This window comes from Citrobacter amalonaticus, from assembly GCF_002918555.1.
GTDB lineage: Bacteria > Pseudomonadota > Gammaproteobacteria > Enterobacterales > Enterobacteriaceae > Citrobacter_C > Citrobacter_C amalonaticus_A.
The window spans coordinates 327,555-343,047 of record NZ_PQMB01000003.1; the positions used below are offsets into that span (position 1 = coordinate 327,555).

Annotated in this window: 15 protein-coding genes; 7 read left to right on the forward strand and 8 right to left on the reverse strand. The window is 49.5% G+C overall.

Annotated features, from left to right (window positions below; all coding sequences use genetic code 11):
- Nucleotides 1–459 precede the first annotated feature (459 nt).
- Genes C3432_RS14110 through C3432_RS14125 form a run of 4 tightly spaced genes read left to right on the forward strand, consistent with a single transcriptional unit; the run spans nucleotide 460 to nucleotide 4,686 of the window.
- Nucleotides 460–1,350: a carbohydrate ABC transporter permease gene (locus tag C3432_RS14110; RefSeq protein WP_103777235.1), complete on the forward strand. Its 891-nt coding sequence runs from the start codon at nucleotides 460–462 to the stop codon at nucleotides 1,348–1,350.
- Complete coding sequence (locus C3432_RS14115) at nucleotides 1,343–2,245, forward strand: carbohydrate ABC transporter permease (RefSeq protein ID WP_103777236.1); 903 nt, start codon at nucleotides 1,343–1,345, stop codon at nucleotides 2,243–2,245. The genes C3432_RS14110 and C3432_RS14115 overlap by 8 nt, the downstream gene beginning before the upstream one ends.
- Before the next feature lie 12 nt (nucleotides 2,246–2,257).
- On the forward strand, nucleotides 2,258–3,385 hold the full coding sequence (locus C3432_RS14120) for an ABC transporter ATP-binding protein (protein ID WP_103777237.1): 1,128 nt from the start codon (nucleotides 2,258–2,260) through the stop codon (nucleotides 3,383–3,385).
- A gap of 14 nt (nucleotides 3,386–3,399) precedes the next feature.
- Nucleotides 3,400–4,686 (forward strand): ABC transporter substrate-binding protein, encoded by a 1,287-nt coding sequence (locus tag C3432_RS14125; protein WP_103777238.1) that lies wholly within the window; start codon nucleotides 3,400–3,402, stop codon nucleotides 4,684–4,686.
- A 21-nt stretch (nucleotides 4,687–4,707) separates the two neighbouring features.
- On the opposite strand, the gene C3432_RS28340 is transcribed toward C3432_RS14125, so the two are convergent.
- The 3 genes from C3432_RS28340 to kduI form a co-directional block, all read right to left on the reverse strand.
- The gene (locus C3432_RS28340) at nucleotides 4,708–4,848 is read right to left on the reverse strand and encodes a hypothetical protein (RefSeq protein WP_374755468.1); all 141 of its coding nucleotides are present in this window, start codon (nucleotides 4,846–4,848) and stop codon (nucleotides 4,708–4,710) included.
- A gap of 311 nt (nucleotides 4,849–5,159) precedes the next feature.
- Complete coding sequence (gene kduD, locus C3432_RS14140) at nucleotides 5,160–5,921, reverse strand: 2-dehydro-3-deoxy-D-gluconate 5-dehydrogenase KduD (protein WP_103777240.1); 762 nt, start codon at nucleotides 5,919–5,921, stop codon at nucleotides 5,160–5,162.
- A 56-nt stretch (nucleotides 5,922–5,977) separates the two neighbouring features.
- Nucleotides 5,978–6,814: a 5-dehydro-4-deoxy-D-glucuronate isomerase gene (gene kduI / locus C3432_RS14145; RefSeq protein ID WP_103777241.1), complete on the reverse strand. Its 837-nt coding sequence runs from the start codon at nucleotides 6,812–6,814 to the stop codon at nucleotides 5,978–5,980.
- 434 nt (nucleotides 6,815–7,248) lie between these two features.
- Between kduI and C3432_RS14150 the strand changes: the two genes are divergently transcribed.
- On the forward strand, nucleotides 7,249–8,424 hold the full coding sequence (locus C3432_RS14150) for an oligogalacturonate lyase family protein (protein ID WP_103777242.1): 1,176 nt from the start codon (nucleotides 7,249–7,251) through the stop codon (nucleotides 8,422–8,424).
- Nucleotides 8,425–8,571: 147 nt separating this feature from the next.
- Here the strand turns inward: C3432_RS14150 and C3432_RS14155 are convergent, their stop codons facing one another.
- From C3432_RS14155 to C3432_RS14165, 3 genes are all read right to left on the reverse strand, one after another.
- Nucleotides 8,572–9,255, reverse strand: coding sequence for an oligogalacturonate-specific porin KdgM family protein (locus C3432_RS14155; RefSeq protein ID WP_103777243.1), 684 nt, complete (start codon nucleotides 9,253–9,255; stop codon nucleotides 8,572–8,574).
- A 455-nt stretch (nucleotides 9,256–9,710) separates the two neighbouring features.
- Nucleotides 9,711–10,889: an acetyl-CoA C-acetyltransferase gene (locus C3432_RS14160; RefSeq protein WP_103777869.1), complete on the reverse strand. Its 1,179-nt coding sequence runs from the start codon at nucleotides 10,887–10,889 to the stop codon at nucleotides 9,711–9,713.
- 111 nt (nucleotides 10,890–11,000) lie between these two features.
- A complete protein-coding gene (locus C3432_RS14165; protein ID WP_103777244.1) occupies nucleotides 11,001–11,876 on the reverse strand; it encodes a LysR family transcriptional regulator in 876 nt (291 codons plus the stop codon).
- 102 nt (nucleotides 11,877–11,978) lie between these two features.
- Here C3432_RS14165 and C3432_RS14170 point away from each other — a divergent pair, with 102 nt between their 5' ends.
- Both C3432_RS14170 and C3432_RS14175 read left to right on the forward strand, forming a co-directional pair.
- On the forward strand, nucleotides 11,979–12,434 hold the full coding sequence (locus C3432_RS14170; RefSeq protein ID WP_103777245.1) for a multidrug/biocide efflux PACE transporter: 456 nt from the start codon (nucleotides 11,979–11,981) through the stop codon (nucleotides 12,432–12,434).
- Nucleotides 12,435–12,576: 142 nt separating this feature from the next.
- Nucleotides 12,577–13,806: an amino acid permease gene (locus C3432_RS14175; RefSeq protein WP_103777246.1), complete on the forward strand. Its 1,230-nt coding sequence runs from the start codon at nucleotides 12,577–12,579 to the stop codon at nucleotides 13,804–13,806.
- A gap of 30 nt (nucleotides 13,807–13,836) precedes the next feature.
- Here C3432_RS14175 and C3432_RS14180 read toward each other — a convergent pair whose 3' ends face one another.
- Both C3432_RS14180 and C3432_RS14185 read right to left on the reverse strand, forming a co-directional pair.
- A complete protein-coding gene (locus tag C3432_RS14180; protein WP_103777247.1) occupies nucleotides 13,837–14,313 on the reverse strand; it encodes a hypothetical protein in 477 nt (158 codons plus the stop codon).
- Entirely contained in the window at nucleotides 14,300–15,100 is an 801-nt protein-coding gene (locus tag C3432_RS14185; protein WP_103777248.1) for a winged helix-turn-helix domain-containing protein, read from the reverse strand. Before C3432_RS14185 ends, C3432_RS14180 begins: the two co-directional genes overlap by 14 nt.
- Between the last annotated feature and the right edge of the window lie 393 nt (nucleotides 15,101–15,493).

Genomic DNA, 15,493 nt, shown 5'->3' on the forward strand with positions numbered 1-15,493 from the left:
GGAAGGCTTTTTTTTGTCTACTCGCCCACAAATCGACAAGCTAATAATTGCTAATAATATTAGTTCCCATAATCTGGCTATCGCAGACACTCCCATACTTGTCGCCATCCCTGAGAGAGATAACTGACTAATTCTTCTCAATTATGATATGCACCTCACCTATTTGAAACACTGTTTCGACTTTGATCACATTTCCACCATTATGTGAATGACGTAGAAATAAATAGCAATAAAATAAATTAAAACGATGTTTTACAAATTGAGAACAGTAGTTCATTTGCGTTGAAAGTCAGCCGTCGCCATATCACATCATGCTGATAAATTACTGAATTTACGCACATAACAGGGAGCGTTAGCATGGCGAGACACAAAAAATACTGATGCTTCGTGCAGAAAAAACCTCTGCGTGGCTGTTACATCTGAATTCGTTTTAAACCATTACTTCTCAGGTAGGTCGCTATGAATGAAAACAGGATGCTGGGGCTGGCATGGATATCACCCTATATAATAGGGCTGGTTATCTTTACCGCCTTCCCATTTGTTTCATCTTTCTTCCTCAGTTTTACTGAGTATGATTTGATGAGTCCCCCCGTGTTTAACGGGATAGAAAACTATCGCTACATGTTTGCTGAAGATGCCCTCTTCTGGAAATCCATGGGCGTTACCTTTGCATACGTCTTCTTAACGATACCTTTAAAGCTGGCATTCGCCCTGGGTATTGCGTTTGTCCTTAATTTTAAACTCCGCGGTATCGGCTTTTTCCGTACCGCTTATTACATCCCTTCTATTCTCGGTAGCTCTGTCGCTATCGCTGTACTGTGGCGTGCGCTGTTTGCTATCGATGGCCTCCTGAACAGCTTTATCGGCGTGTTTGGTTTTGATCCGGTGAACTGGTTGGGCGAGCCTTCACTGGCGTTAATGTCCGTCACTTTGCTCCGCGTCTGGCAGTTCGGTTCCGCAATGGTCATTTTCCTGGCAGCGTTGCAGAACGTGCCGCAATCGCAGTATGAAGCTGCAATGATTGATGGCGCATCCAAATGGCAGATGTTTATGAAAGTCACCGTACCGCTGATCACGCCGGTCATCTTTTTCAACTTCATTATGCAGACGACTCAGGCTTTCCAGGAGTTTACGGGGCCGTACGTGATAACCGGCGGTGGTCCAACCTACTCCACCTATCTGTTCTCACTCTACATCTACGATACCGCCTTTAAGTACTTTGATATGGGTTACGGCGCAGCGCTGGCCTGGATCCTGTTCCTGGTTGTCGCGGTGTTTGCCGCCATCGCCTTTAAATCTTCGAAATACTGGGTCTTCTACTCCGCCGATAAGGGAGGCAAAAATGGCTGATATCCAGGAAATCTCGGCAGCACGAACCATTGCTGAACGTGAAGTGGCGCGTACCCTACGTCGGGAAAAAATCAACGCCATCGTCCGTTATGTCATTTTGCTGTTTGTCGGTCTGCTGATGCTCTATCCGCTGGTGTGGATGTTCTCAGCATCGTTCAAACCAAACCACGAGATCTTCACCACCCTGAGCCTGTGGCCTGCCCACGCGACCTGGGACGGCTTTGTGAACGGGTGGAAAACCGGTACCGAATACAACTTCGGTCATTACATGCTGAATACCTTTAAGTATGTGATCCCGAAAGTGATTCTGACCATTATCTCCTCCACCATCGTGGCGTACGGCTTTGCCCGCTTCGAGATCCCGTGGAAGAAGTTCTGGTTCGCCACGCTCATCGCCACCATGCTGCTGCCAAGCACAGTGCTGCTGATCCCGCAGTACCTGATGTTCCGTGAAATGGGCATGCTCAACAGCTATATGCCGCTGTATCTGCCGCTGGCCTTTGCCACGCAAGGATTCTTCGTCTTCATGCTGATCCAGTTCCTGCGCGGTGTCCCGCGTGACATGGAAGAAGCCGCGCAAATTGACGGCTGCAACTCCTTCCAGGTGCTGTGGTACGTGGTGGTGCCGATTCTGAAACCCGCGATTATCTCAGTGGCGCTGTTCCAGTTTATGTGGTCGATGAACGACTTCATCGGACCGCTGATTTATGTCTACAGCGTGGATAAATATCCGATCGCACTGGCACTTAAAATGTCCATTGACGTCACCGAAGGGGCGCCGTGGAACGAAATTCTGGCAATGGCGAGCATCTCCATTCTGCCATCCATCATTGTGTTCTTCCTGGCGCAGCGCTACTTCGTGCAGGGCGTGACCAGCAGCGGAATTAAAGGTTAAGAGGGAAATATCATGGCTGAAGTTATTTTCAACAAACTGGAAAAAGTCTACTCCAACGGCTTCAAAGCGGTACATGGTATCGACCTGAAAATCGCAGAAGGGGAGTTTATGGTGATCGTCGGGCCGTCCGGCTGCGCCAAGTCCACGACTCTGCGTATGCTGGCCGGGCTGGAAACCATCAGCGGCGGCGAAGTGCGTATCGGCGAGAAGATCGTCAATAACCTCGCGCCAAAAGAGCGTGGGATTGCGATGGTGTTCCAGAACTATGCGCTCTACCCGCACATGACGGTACGCGAGAATCTGGCATTTGGCCTGAAGCTGAGCAAGCTGCCGAAAGATAAAATTGAGGCGCAGGTGAATGAAGCCGCCAAAATCCTCGAACTGGAAGAGCTGCTGGACAGGCTGCCGCGCCAGCTCTCCGGTGGTCAGGCTCAGCGCGTCGCGGTCGGTCGTGCAATCGTGAAAAAACCGGATGTGTTCCTGTTCGACGAACCCCTCTCTAACCTCGATGCCAAACTTCGCGCCTCAATGCGCATCCGTATATCGGATCTGCACAAGCAGCTGAAGAAATCGGGTAAACCGGCGACCACCGTTTACGTTACCCACGATCAGACCGAAGCGATGACCATGGGCGATCGCATCTGCGTGATGAAGCTGGGACACATTATGCAGGTGGATACCCCGGATAACCTTTATCACAAGCCGAAAAACATGTTCGTCGCCGGGTTTATCGGCGCACCAGAGATGAATATTCGGGCCAGTAAGCTGGTGGATGACGCGGGTCGTCTGGCCCTGACCATCGGCAACGAAACGATGCCGCTTGGCGAAACGTTGCAGGACAAGCTCTCCGCCTATCAGCAGCAGGAGGTGTTCTACGGTATTCGCCCGGAATTTGTCTCGCTTTCTGATGAACCTTTCGCTGAAGGTGGTTGCAGCGGGGAAATGGTGCGCGTGGAAAACATGGGGCATGAATTCTTTGTGTACCTGAAAGTTGCCGACTACGAACTGACGGCCCGCATTCCTTCTGATGAAGCGAAACCGATGATTGAAAAGGGACTTCATCGCAAAGTGTATTTCAAGTTCGACATGAAAAAGTGTCATATCTTTGACGCAAAAACTGAACAGAACATCTCTCTCTGACTGGAGTTATAAAAATGAAAAAAGTGCTGCTAAGCGCCGCTATCACCGCTACTCTGGGACTAACTGCGCTGCCGTCGATGGCGCAGAACGTTGATTTACGCATGTCCTGGTGGGGCGGCAATGGTCGTCACCAGGTTACGCTGAAGGCGTTAGAGGAATTCCATAAGCAGAACCCGGATATTAACGTTAAAGCAGAATATACCGGCTGGGATGGTCATCTCTCCCGCCTGACCACGCAGATTGCGGGCGGCACCGAGCCGGACGTGATGCAGACCAACTGGAACTGGCTGCCAATTTTCTCGAAGAATGGCGATGGATTTTACGATCTGAACAAACTGAAGGATGTGATCGACTTAAGCCAGTTCGATCCTAAAGAGCTGCAAACGACGACGGTTAACGGCAAGCTGAACGGGCTGCCGATTTCCGTTACCGCCCGCGTGTTCTATTTTAACGACGAAACCTGGAAGAAAGCGGGCGTTGCGTACCCCAACACCTGGGAAGAGCTGATGGCGGCGGGTAAAACCTTCGAAAGCAAGCTGGGTAAACAGTACTATCCGGTTGTGCTGGAGCATCAGGATACGCTGGCGCTGCTGAACTCTTACATGATTCAGAAATACAACATTCCGGCAGTGGATGAGAAGGCGAAGAAATTCTCCTACAGCAAAGAGCAGTGGGTAGAGTTATTCCAGACTTACAAAAATCTTATCGACAGCCACGTGATGCCCGACACCAAATACTATGCGTCATTTGGTAAGAGCAACATGTATGAAATGAAGCCGTGGATCCAGGGAGAATGGGCGGGTACCTACATGTGGAACTCCACTATCACCAAGTATTCCGACAACCTGAAGCCACCGGCTAAGCTCGAGTTGGGTAATTACCCGATGCTGCCGGGCGCAACCGACGCGGGCCTGTTCTTTAAACCTGCGCAGATGCTCTCTATTGGTAAATCAACGAAGAACCCGGAAGCGGCAGCGAAAGTCGTCAACTTCCTGCTGAACAACAAAGCAGGCGTGGAGACGCTGGGACTGGAGCGTGGCGTACCGCTGAGCAAAGCGGCGGTGGAGATCCTGACTCAGGATGGCACCATTAAAGAGGACGATCCGTCAGTAGCAGGCCTGCGTCTGGCGCAGTCCCTGCCCGCTAAACTCTCCGTTTCGCCGTACTTTGACGATCCGCAGATTGTGGCCCAGTTCGGGACTTCTCTGCAGTATATCGACTACGGTCAGAAAACCGTGGAAGAAGCGGCAGCTGACTTCCAGCGCCAGGCAGAACGCATTCTGAAACGCGCAATGCGCTAAATAAGCCCAGGAGCAGGCGTCTCAGCCTGCTCCCTCTCCCCCCGCTACACGCTTTAGACTTTCCACGCTGATAACGAAAAGCTGATTTTCATTGCCACAATCGAAAGGCTGGAGGATATGCCCCTCTGTCAGCAATTCCGGCGCAGTAACAATGACTTCCATTCAGGTTTAATCTCCATTACACGTTTACGCCCGGCTTTGTTTTGCACCGCCGCTTCAGGCATCTTGATCAAATTCTGGTAGCAAGCTCTGACATTAGCCGGCCGATCCCTGGCTGGATTTTGCACCACGCCCCACAGAGACAATTTGCTATACATTGATGACAAAGCTGATGGCAGAGCCCGTGGTGACAAATGGCTGTATATAAAACACCGGTTAGTTCAGCACCTGTAAGCAAAGTGCCAGGGAGATAAAAAAAGACCGCCACGATAATCGTAGCGGTCTCTTAAAAAACCTAAAGCCAGGAAGGCGTATTAACGTGCCAGCCAGCCGCCGTCTACGGCAACGGTGTAACCGTTAATATAATCCGCGGCGCTGGATGCCAGGAACACCACCGGTCCCATCAAATCGCTCGGCAGACCCCAACGTCCCGCCGGGATACGGTCCAGGATTTCCGTGCTACGCTGTTCGTCAGCGCGCAGTTGCTGGGTGTTGTTGGTCGCCATATAGCCCGGCGCGATCGCATTGACGTTAATGTTGTGTTTTGCCCACTCGTTCGCCATCAGACGGGTTATGCCCATCACGCCGCTTTTTGACGCGGTGTAAGAAGGCACGCGGATACCGCCCTGGAAGGAGAGCATGGAGGCGATATTGATAATTTTGCCGCCGTTGCCCTGCGCAATGAAGTGCTTCGCCGCCGCCTGAGACATGAAGAACACGCTCTTGATGTTCAGGTTCATTACGTCATCCCAGTCTTTTTCGCTGAAGTCGATCGCATCTTCACGACGGATCAGACCTGCGTTGTTCACCAGAATATCAATATGACCGAATTCAGCCACGGCGCGATCCAGCAATGCCGGTATGCCGTCAATCTGACGCAGATCGGCAGTCAGGCTTAAAAAGCGACGTCCGAGCGCCGTCACGCGTTCAATGGTCTCTTTCGGCTCAACAATGTTGATACCGACGATGTCACAGCCCGCTTCCGCCAGGCCCAGAGCCATACCCTGTCCCAGGCCAGTGTCACAACCAGTCACAACTGCGACTTTACCTTCAAGGGAGAATGCATTCAAAATCATTGTAACTCCTTATTTTTTTATTGCCTGTCACGGACAGACAGAGTGATCGCCCGCGACTAGCGCAGGTCTTTTACCGCAACGTGATCCATGTCATCGAAGACCTGGTTTTCGCCAACCATTCCCCAAATGAAGGTATAAGCCTGAGTCCCAACGCCGGAGTGAATTGACCAGCTCGGAGAGATCACCGCCTGCTCATTGTGCATCACGATATGGCGCGTTTCCTGAGGCTGCCCCATCATATGGAAGACGCAGGCGTCTTCTTGCATATTGAAGTAGAAATAGACTTCCATGCGGCGTTCATGGGTGTGGCACGGCATGGTGTTCCACAGATTGCCCGGCGCCAGTTCCGTCAGGCCCATACTGAGCTGACAGGTTTCCAGCACGTCCGGAACAAAATATTTGTTGATGGTACGGCGGTTACTGGTGAGGTCGTCGCCTAAAGTCACTGGTGCAACGTCTGCCGGAGTCACTTTTTTGGTGGGGTATGTCGTATGGGCTGGCGCGCAGTTATAGTAGAACTTCGCTGGCGTTGTGCTATCGACGCTTGCAAAGCTCACCTCTTTTGCCCCTTTACCGACATACAGCGCATCGCGATGACCTATTTCATAGCACTTACCGTCTACGGTAATCGTGCCCGCACCGCCGATGTTGATCACCCCTAATTCGCGGCGTTCAAGGAAGTCGCTGACGCCCAACTGCTTACCGACTTCACTACCCACGGCCACCGTTTTGACGACCGGCATAATGCCGCCAACGATAATGCGGTCAATGTGGCTGTAAACCATGGTGTATTCGTCGGCAACAAACACCTTCTCAACTAAAAATTCATTGCGCAGTCCCTGGGTATCCAGCGTTTTAGCATGCGCACTGTGAATACTTTGTCTGACGTCCACGCTTACCTCCAATGATAAATGTCCGTGAATGACTAAACGGATAGCAAAACGCGGTTCCGTTTTCTGTATGCGCTAATGATAAGCCTCAAGGAACACCTTTTCAATATTAAGTAAAACGTTGTTTCACTTTTTCTGCATCTTATTATCAAAAGTGTAAGTACGATCACGAACCCCCAGCCAAACGCTTAACCATTTTTATAAATATTCTTTTAAAACAATATAATAAAAAGAAAATATTGCCGAAAAGCCATACGCATCACTGGACATCCAACAATCTTCAAGCGCTTTTTAAGCGTCTTTTCTCATAAATTGCGTTGTCAATCACACATATTGAAACAATGTTTTGATAAATTGACACCCTGTTTTTAAAACTATCATAAATCTGGGTGCTGTCGCGGAGCGCAGGTATCCACAGCGCAGTAAAGGAGTGAAATATGGCTAAAGGCATGCGGGTCAAGCTGAACTATGAAGTAAGCCGCGATCCGGGTACTGGCGTGGAAGTGACCCGACTAACCCCGCCGGAAGTGACGTGTCACCGGAATTATTTCTATCAGAAGTGCTTCTTTAATGACGGCAGTCACCTGCTGTTTGCCGGGGAGTTTGACGGTCACTGGAACTACTATTTACTGAACCTGGCGGATGCTGAAGCGGTGCAATTGACGGAAGGTCCGGGCGACAATACCTTTGGCGGTTTTTTATCTCCGGATGATAGCGCGCTGTATTATGTAAAAAACGATCGCACGCTGCTGGAAGTCAATCTTAAGACGCTGACAGAACGTGAAGTGTATCGCGTACCGGACGACTGGGTTGGCTATGGCACCTGGGTAGCAAACAGCGACTGCACCAAACTGGTAGGGATCGAAATTGCTAAAAGTGACTGGACGCCGCTCAACGACTGGAAAATCTTCCATGACTTTTTCCATAAAGGCCCGCACTGTCGATTACTGCGCGTTGATTTACGTACCGGGGAAAGCCGTGTTATTCACGATGAAAAAATCTGGCTGGGGCATCCAATCTACCGTCCCTTCGATGACAATACCGTCGCCTTCTGCCATGAAGGCCCACACGATCTGATCGACGCCAGGATGTGGCTGGTTAATGAGGATGGCAGTCACGTACGCAAAGTGAAAGAACACGCTGACGGTGAGAGCTGCACTCATGAATTCTGGGTGCCTGATGGTTCTGCGCTGGTCTACGTCTCCTATCTGAAGGGACAGCAAGGGCGCACAATCTCCAGCTATAACCCGGATACCGGTGTTAATGAAGAAATTATGCCAATGCCTGCGTGTTCACATTTAATGAGCAACTTCGACGGCACGTTGTTAGTCGGTGATGGTTCCGGCACGCCGGTGGATGTGAAAGATACCGGCGGCTATAGCATCGAAAACGATCCCTGGCTTTACGGCTTTGACGTGAACAAAAAAGCGCATTTCCGTATTGCCCGTCACGATACCTCCTGGGCAACCGTGGCAAACAGTCGTCAGGTTACCCACCCGCATCCGTCTTTTACCCCGGACGATCGCGCGGTGCTGTTCAGCTCGGATAAAGACGGAAAGCCCGCACTGTATATTGCTAAACTTCCTGAACAGCCTGAATTATTGCAAATGTAGTGTCCTGTTTTGAGTTAGTGTTTCTGTAACTGGCCTTGCCCTCCTTTCGGAGGGCTTTTTTTATTTGGGTCATGTAGGTAATAAAAACCAGCCAATAAAAAAACCGGCTCACAGAGCCGGTTTTTCCAGAAGGACTGATATTCATTATTAAAAAGAATAGGCTACACCAACGCGAAAACGGGTCTGGCGTTCATCCGTGGTCTTCACCCCAACATTGCCCACTTCTACATACGGTGCCCAGTTTTGATCCCACTTATAGGCTAACTTGGCATTATATTCGTTCGAATAAGTTTTATTATTATTACGGGTAACGCCTTCGGTGCTTTTCGCATAAACATAGTTCAACTCTGTACGCCAGTCACCCATGACCCAACCGACCCAGGCATCGCCACGGTTAACTTTGTCATCATCTTTATGGTCGCTTGAAGGGTAACGGGTATATTCATAGCGGTAGCGTGCTGCAACATAAAAACCACTATCAAAACTGTATTGTAAGTGGATATTCGGTTTATAAATGGTGCGGCTATCGTTACTTTCCAGCGTCATTGCAGGCGTGATCGCAATGTTATCCGTAGCCTTCCAGCGCCAGCTAAGCGAGTCTTCATGCCCATTTCCCACGACATCAGAGAATGGCTGGTCGGCCTTGTCGCCACCGGATTTCCATTTTGCTTCTACGGAAAAACCTATGCCGTTATCAAAACGGTGCGATACCGACACGCGATCGGCATTGACGCCACTGTCAATGTACTCATGTCGTAAATCGATAGTGACCGCTTGCGCTGCAAACGATGCACCAATTAAAGACGCCAAACCCAGAGTTTTTTTAAACATGGACTATCCTCATTTTTGAAATCGTGTTTCTTTTTTATGGAATTTTATTTTATTTTTTATGCAACATGATTTTATTGATCGAGATCGTAATTATTTGTTTCAAAAAAAATGAACAAATCACAACGTGATGAATATCAAAAACCAAAGATTTTGCTGAATAAAATGATGCTAAAGATCACATTTCAACGTGAATTAAATTTTTTTGAAAAATAAAAATAAATAAAGTCCGACATACTATAAAAGATGATGAAAAGCCCATGACAATAACAGCCGTTATTTCACCCACTGAAATAATTAGCGTGTTTATCATCTTGAGGTAATTTAATTTTAACGGAAATCAGTTTTAAAAGCAGAGTCGCCAGAATGCAGTGTCGCTGGTTTTATTTATTTCCAGACATGACTCTGGCGGATCAGGATGTAAGAGAAGAACAGCGGCAGGAGTATCTAAAGGTGGATTAATCGCGCTCAATAGCCAGTGCGACACCCTGACCACCGCCAATACAGAGCGTTGCCAGACCTTTTCGCACGTTACGTTTAACCATTTCATGAACCAGAGAAACCAGGATACGGCAGCCCGATGCGCCAATCGGATGACCAAGCGCGATGGCTCCGCCATTGACATTAACCCGACGTTCATCCCATTCCAGCATTTTACCCACCGAAAGAGCCTGAGCGGCAAAGGCTTCATTCGCCTCGATAAGATCAACATCCGCCAGCTGCCAGCCGACCCGCTCAAGGCAGCGCCGGGTGGCATAAACTGGGGCAATCCCCATCAGCGCCGGATCGACGCCTACGCTTGCAAAAGCACGAATACGCGCCAGCACCGGCAAATTCAGCTCCTGCGCTTTGGCTTCACTCATCATCATAACAGCCGCTGCACCATCGTTAATTGAGGAGGCGTTGCCCGCAGTCACCGAGCCGGACTTATCAAATTCAGGATCCAGCCGCGCCAGCCCTTCAGCACTGGCGTCGGTTCTTGGCTGTTCATCAGTATCAATATGGATCGTCTGGCCCTGACGTTGCGTCGCAACCGGGACGATCTCATCTTTAAAACGACCAGCATCAATAGCGGCACGCGCCTTTTGCTGAGAACTCAGGGCCCAGGCATCCTGTAATTCACGGCTGATACCATATTCCCGGGCCAGATTTTCTGCGGTCACCCCCATATGGTAATCGTTGAACGCATCCCACAGCCCGTCATGTACCAGACTGTCCACCAGCTGGCTGTTTCCCAGCTGCGCTCCGGTGCGACTGTCGGTAAGCACATGTGGTGCCCGGCTCATGTTCTCTTGCCCGCCCGCAATGACAATATCCGCCTCTCCGCACTGAATCGCCTGGGTCGCCAGATGTAGCGCTTTCAGCCCTGAACCGCACACGTCGTTGATCGTGATGGCAGAAACGGTGTTGGGTAGGCCACCTTTAATCGCAGACTGACGCGCAGGATTCTGCCCGGCGCCAGCGGTGAGCACTTGACCGAGGATCACTTCGTCAATGGCCTGGGCGCTCACTCCCGTCTGCGCCATTAACGCTTCCACCACCAGGCTGCCAAGCTCGACGGCTGAATGGCGGGACAGCGCTCCCTGAAAACAACCAATAGGGGTTCGCAGTGCCCCCACTATCACAACCTCTTTCATCACGACCTCGGCACAAAATGACATCGCAATAGTAGAGCATTGTTAAAAATAGTTATCCTGATTGTTTAAAAATGGTGATTTTTATCACAAACGAAATTCGTATAGCCACGTTTATTCGGGCACGCGCCCCTGCTGCAAATGGTATCTCAACCAGCTTCCCGCCACGCCTGGGGGAGATTTTTTATTCCAGAGGAGATCGATAGAGATGGCTTTCGGCCAGCCGGCTACGTCCAGTTGTACCAGCGGTTTTTCCGCGGCAAACTCTTCAACCAGCGCACAAGGCAGCGCACACCAGCCAAACCCCTGCACCGCCATACTCAGCAGCAGCAAATAATTCGGCGCTGACCAGACCGGTCCGCGAGCAACGTGATTTTCACTTTCAATATAGGTATTGAGGCGCAGCTCGCGCCAGGTGTGCAACTGATCCCACTGCAATTGTTGCTGGCTGGCCAACGGATGTGAAGTTGCAGCATAAATTCCCATCCAGGTTTGCATGGGAAGACGCGTCGCCCCGATGTCCGTTGGGTAGCGATCCCGCGCTTCAATTAAGCCAACCTGCGCACGCTCCTTTTGCAACAGATCGATCACATCAACATCTTCACCAATCAGGCATTCAAACTCAGTATGCGGAAATTGCTGGTCAAACTGCACCATTAACTCTTCCAGTACGTCCGGGTGCAGCGTGTCGGAAAGGACAAACGTTAAGCGTGCTTCTGTTTCCCCGCAAAGGGAGAGGGCGACCTCATCCAGCCGCTCGCTGGCGGTCAGGATCGCCTGCACATACCCCAATACCCGTTTTCCCTCTTCAGTGAGCACGGGCTGCCGCGATGAGCGATCGAACAGCAAAAAACCCAGATCGGCCTCCAGATGCGCAATCGCGGTGCTGACGGTGGACTGGCTTTTACGCAACCGCCGTGCCGCTGCAGAAAACGAACCGCAGGAAACCGTTTCAACAAATGCCGTTAAGGCTTCGGGAGAGTAACGCATGAACTATCTACTTTATCGATGGATACTATCTTTTAGATATCATATAAAACGATAAAATTCCCGCTATTCCGTTATCCGGGCGAACAATAAAGGTTTTAAGTTATGCAGCACGATACCGTACAGCGCCGATCGTTACTCGAGCGCATTTTTCATGCCGTCTGTTTTGAAGGCATTGCCACCGCGATCCTGGCTCCTGTAACGGCCTGGTTGATGCAGCGATCCGCACTGGAGATGGGGGGATTAACCATTATCCTGGCGACCACGGCGATGATCTGGAACATCATCTATAACGCTCTGTTCGACCGTTTCTGGCCGTCACATCGCCTTAAACGTACGGCCAAAGTGCGGGCATTTCACGCGTTAGGATTTGAATGCGGCTTTATCGTGATCGGGGTCAGCATTGTGGCATATGTACTGAATGTCACCCTGCTGCAGGCGTTCACGCTGGAGATCGGCTTCTTCCTGTTCTTCCTTCCCTATACCATGCTCTATAACTGGGCGTATGACACTCTGCGCATCCGTCTGGTAAAACGTCGCCAGCAGCGCGTTACTGCCTGATAATGCTCCCGTTTGCCGGAACTGTCCTGGTTCCGGCACTCTCCTTCTTTATCCCCTGCGGTGTTTAAGCCTCCCCCCAAAACCGCCATTCATGGTAAATTGCGCTTCTTTTTGTTTATTTTATAGTTGATACGTTCAAATAATGTCGAAAATTTGGTCAAAAGAAGAGACTCTTTGGAGCTTCGCGTTATATGGGACTGCCGTCGGCGCAGGAACCCTTTTCCTCCCCATCCAGCTGGGGTCAGCGGGGGCGATTGTGCTGTTCATCACCGCGCTGGTCGCCTGGCCCCTGACCTACTGGCCGCATAAAGCGCTGTGTCAGTTTATCCTCTCCTCTAAAACGTCTGGCGGCGAAGGGATCACGGGGGCGGTCACCCACTACTACGGGAAAAAGGTCGGTAATCTGATCACCATGCTGTACTTTATTGCCTTCTTTGTGGTGGTGTTGATTTATGCCGTGGCAATTACCAACTCGTTGACGGAACAACTGGCGAAGCATGTATCGGTCGATCCCGGCGTGCGCATGCTGGTGAGTCTCGGCGTGGTCCTCGTGCTGAATCTGATCTTCCTCATGGGGCGGCACGCCACGCTGCGGGTAATGGGTTTTTTAGTTTTTCCGCTCATTGCATACTTTTTATTCCTCTCAATCTATCTGACCGGAAGCTGGCAACCCTCACTCCTGACCGGGCAGATGACTGTCGATCAACACACGCTTCATCAGGTATGGATCTCGATTCCGGTGATGGTTTTTGCCTTTAGCCATACGCCTATTATTTCCACGTTTGCCATCGACAGACGTGAAAAATATGGCGAGCAGGCCATGGGTAAATGCAAAAAAATCATGAAAGTCGCCTACCTGATCATCTGTCTGAGCGTGCTGTTTTTCGTCTTCAGCTGCCTGCTGTCGATCCCCCCCGGCTATATTGAAGCAGCGAAACATGAAGGTGTGACAATCCTGTCTGCACTGTCGATGATGCCAAACGCTCCCGCGTGGCTGTCTATTTCCGGGATCGTCGTGGCGGTGGTGGCAATGTCGAAATCGTTTCTCGGCACCTATTTTGGCGTGATTGAAGGGGCTACGGAGGTAGTAAAAACCTCATTACATCAGGCTGGCATCAAGAAGAGCCGGGCGTTTAACCGCGCGCTGTCGATCATATTGGTTTCCGCAATCACGTTTGTGGTGTGCTGCATTAATCCGAATGCTATCTCCATGATCTACGCCATCAGCGGCCCGCTGATTGCAATGATCCTGTTCATCATGCCAACGCTATCGACGTACCTGATCCCCGCGTTAAAAGCGCACCGTTCTGTGGGTAACCTGATTACCCTGATTGTTGGCCTGCTGTGTGTATCCGTGATGTTCTTTGGCTGACGTTCAAACTAAACGGCTCTGACGAGCCGTTTACTCAACGTTCCGGCACAGCAGTGAAGGGGCTCCCACCGTTGTGAATGCCCACCCTTCCCGATACCGCTTTATCTGAAAGGATAAGGAGGCGTTATTCGACAGGTAAATAGCAGGTAACGCGCCATCTCCGGCCTTATCCTGCAATTTATCAGACGGAAAGCGCATCAGGCGGCTTGAGCTAATGATGTAATTGTTCCGTATCTTATGCCAGGTAAAGTAAATCACCCGACTTATCTTATAACCTTTGGCCTCCGCCGTTTTCAGCTCACCGGCAACGGTGACAACACCCTGATTATTATGCATCTGGTAGGCGATATCGCCTTTGAAAACCTCATGATTAATCTCCCAAACGACGCTCCCGGTACAATCCAGTTTGGGATTGATTTTATTCGTATACCACAATCCCATTGCCGTTCCAGCCAGAATAACAATGAGCGCAATGGCGCCTCCTGTCAGAATCTTAATTTTCATCATTAATCGAATACCAGGCTGTACATTCAGTGTCCCTCTCTTTTCTTATATCCCCCTGACATGCCATAGCGGCTACGTTTTTTGCACTTTTCATTCCTGAAAGAAAAACATAATTGTTGTCATGGCATATTTCCATATGCCGCTGCATAAACTGAATGTAGCGCATGTCTACCGTACTGTTCTCTTTAAGTAAAAGCGTACAGGAGGAGAAAGAAGTGTTGTCGACTACCGTATAAGAAGAGAATAAAGACTGAGGCGTCAGGTAATAGAGGCTGAATATAGCACCGACGGTAATGAAAAAGAGTGAAAGCGAGAAGAAAATACTTAACAGCGTCACGCGAAGAGGCTTTTTGGTTATAGTATTCACACCAGGATCCGGTATTTCTTCCGTGATTGTGACCTCAGCATCAGCAGTCATTGGCTCCGTATTTTCAGCACCGGAAATATCCGCAAAGAGCATTATTCCACGGCGCGCTATCGTTTTAATCAAATCTCGCGACAGGCCTACCTCAGCCAACGCATTCCTGAGCATCAGCACGGTCTGGTACAATGTATTAATAGAGGTTATATTGTTTTTATCCCCCCACCCAACTTCCATTAACTTTCCCTGAGAAATGACCACCCCATTATTAATTATGAGATAGTGCAGGATAAAACTTGCAGGACTTTGAAGCAGCGTGTTTCTCCCTGAGATTTTATTTTTCAGAGTTCGTTTTCCCGGGTGAAAGTAAACCAGGTTATTAATAGTGTACAATTGTGTGTGTGTTAACAGGTCAGACACTCTGTGCATTCTCGCATTTATGTAATGAATAGTATGCTACAAAAATCTTAAACAGAGATCACGATTTATATTGAGTAATGCGAGGTACATCTAACATACATAACAAAAATACTTATAAATCATGCCAATGCAGAAACAAAAAGATCAGGTAATCTTAATTAAGACCATTTATGATGCAATATTGCTCCCCGGCAGATATTATTGTCGTGAGTGAAAAACGCAGAAAACACATTAGTTTACTTTCTGAATAAAAACAATGTTAGATTTACAAAACGCGCACACAATTTAACATAAATGCAACTTTTAGCCATTAATGCCATTTATAGATAAATCTTAAACATTTTTGCAATATAACTATTCCTGGTCGTTGCTATAAAATTCCTGGTTATAAATGATGGCATT

What these genes read in the sequence shown, in the direction of transcription:
- C3432_RS14110 (WP_103777235.1), top strand. Translation starts at nt 460, where the DNA reads ATGAATGAAAACAGGATGCTGGGGCTGGCATGGATATCACCCTATATA.
- C3432_RS14115 (WP_103777236.1), top strand. Translation starts at nt 1,343, where the DNA reads ATGGCTGATATCCAGGAAATCTCGGCAGCACGAACCATTGCTGAACGT.
- C3432_RS14120 (WP_103777237.1), top strand. Translation starts at nt 2,258, where the DNA reads ATGGCTGAAGTTATTTTCAACAAACTGGAAAAAGTCTACTCCAACGGC.
- C3432_RS14125 (WP_103777238.1), top strand. Translation starts at nt 3,400, where the DNA reads ATGAAAAAAGTGCTGCTAAGCGCCGCTATCACCGCTACTCTGGGACTA.
- C3432_RS28340 (WP_374755468.1), bottom strand. Translation starts at nt 4,848, where the DNA reads ATGGAAGTCATTGTTACTGCGCCGGAATTGCTGACAGAGGGGCATATC.
- kduD (WP_103777240.1), bottom strand. Translation starts at nt 5,921, where the DNA reads ATGATTTTGAATGCATTCTCCCTTGAAGGTAAAGTCGCAGTTGTGACT.
- C3432_RS14150 (WP_103777242.1), top strand. Translation starts at nt 7,249, where the DNA reads ATGGCTAAAGGCATGCGGGTCAAGCTGAACTATGAAGTAAGCCGCGAT.
- C3432_RS14155 (WP_103777243.1), bottom strand. Translation starts at nt 9,255, where the DNA reads ATGTTTAAAAAAACTCTGGGTTTGGCGTCTTTAATTGGTGCATCGTTT.
- C3432_RS14160 (WP_103777869.1), bottom strand. Translation starts at nt 10,889, where the DNA reads ATGAAAGAGGTTGTGATAGTGGGGGCACTGCGAACCCCTATTGGTTGT.
- C3432_RS14165 (WP_103777244.1), bottom strand. Translation starts at nt 11,876, where the DNA reads ATGCGTTACTCTCCCGAAGCCTTAACGGCATTTGTTGAAACGGTTTCC.
- C3432_RS14170 (WP_103777245.1), top strand. Translation starts at nt 11,979, where the DNA reads ATGCAGCACGATACCGTACAGCGCCGATCGTTACTCGAGCGCATTTTT.
- C3432_RS14175 (WP_103777246.1), top strand. Translation starts at nt 12,577, where the DNA reads ATGTCGAAAATTTGGTCAAAAGAAGAGACTCTTTGGAGCTTCGCGTTA.
- C3432_RS14180 (WP_103777247.1), bottom strand. Translation starts at nt 14,313, where the DNA reads ATGATGAAAATTAAGATTCTGACAGGAGGCGCCATTGCGCTCATTGTT.
- C3432_RS14185 (WP_103777248.1), bottom strand. Translation starts at nt 15,100, where the DNA reads ATGCACAGAGTGTCTGACCTGTTAACACACACACAATTGTACACTATT.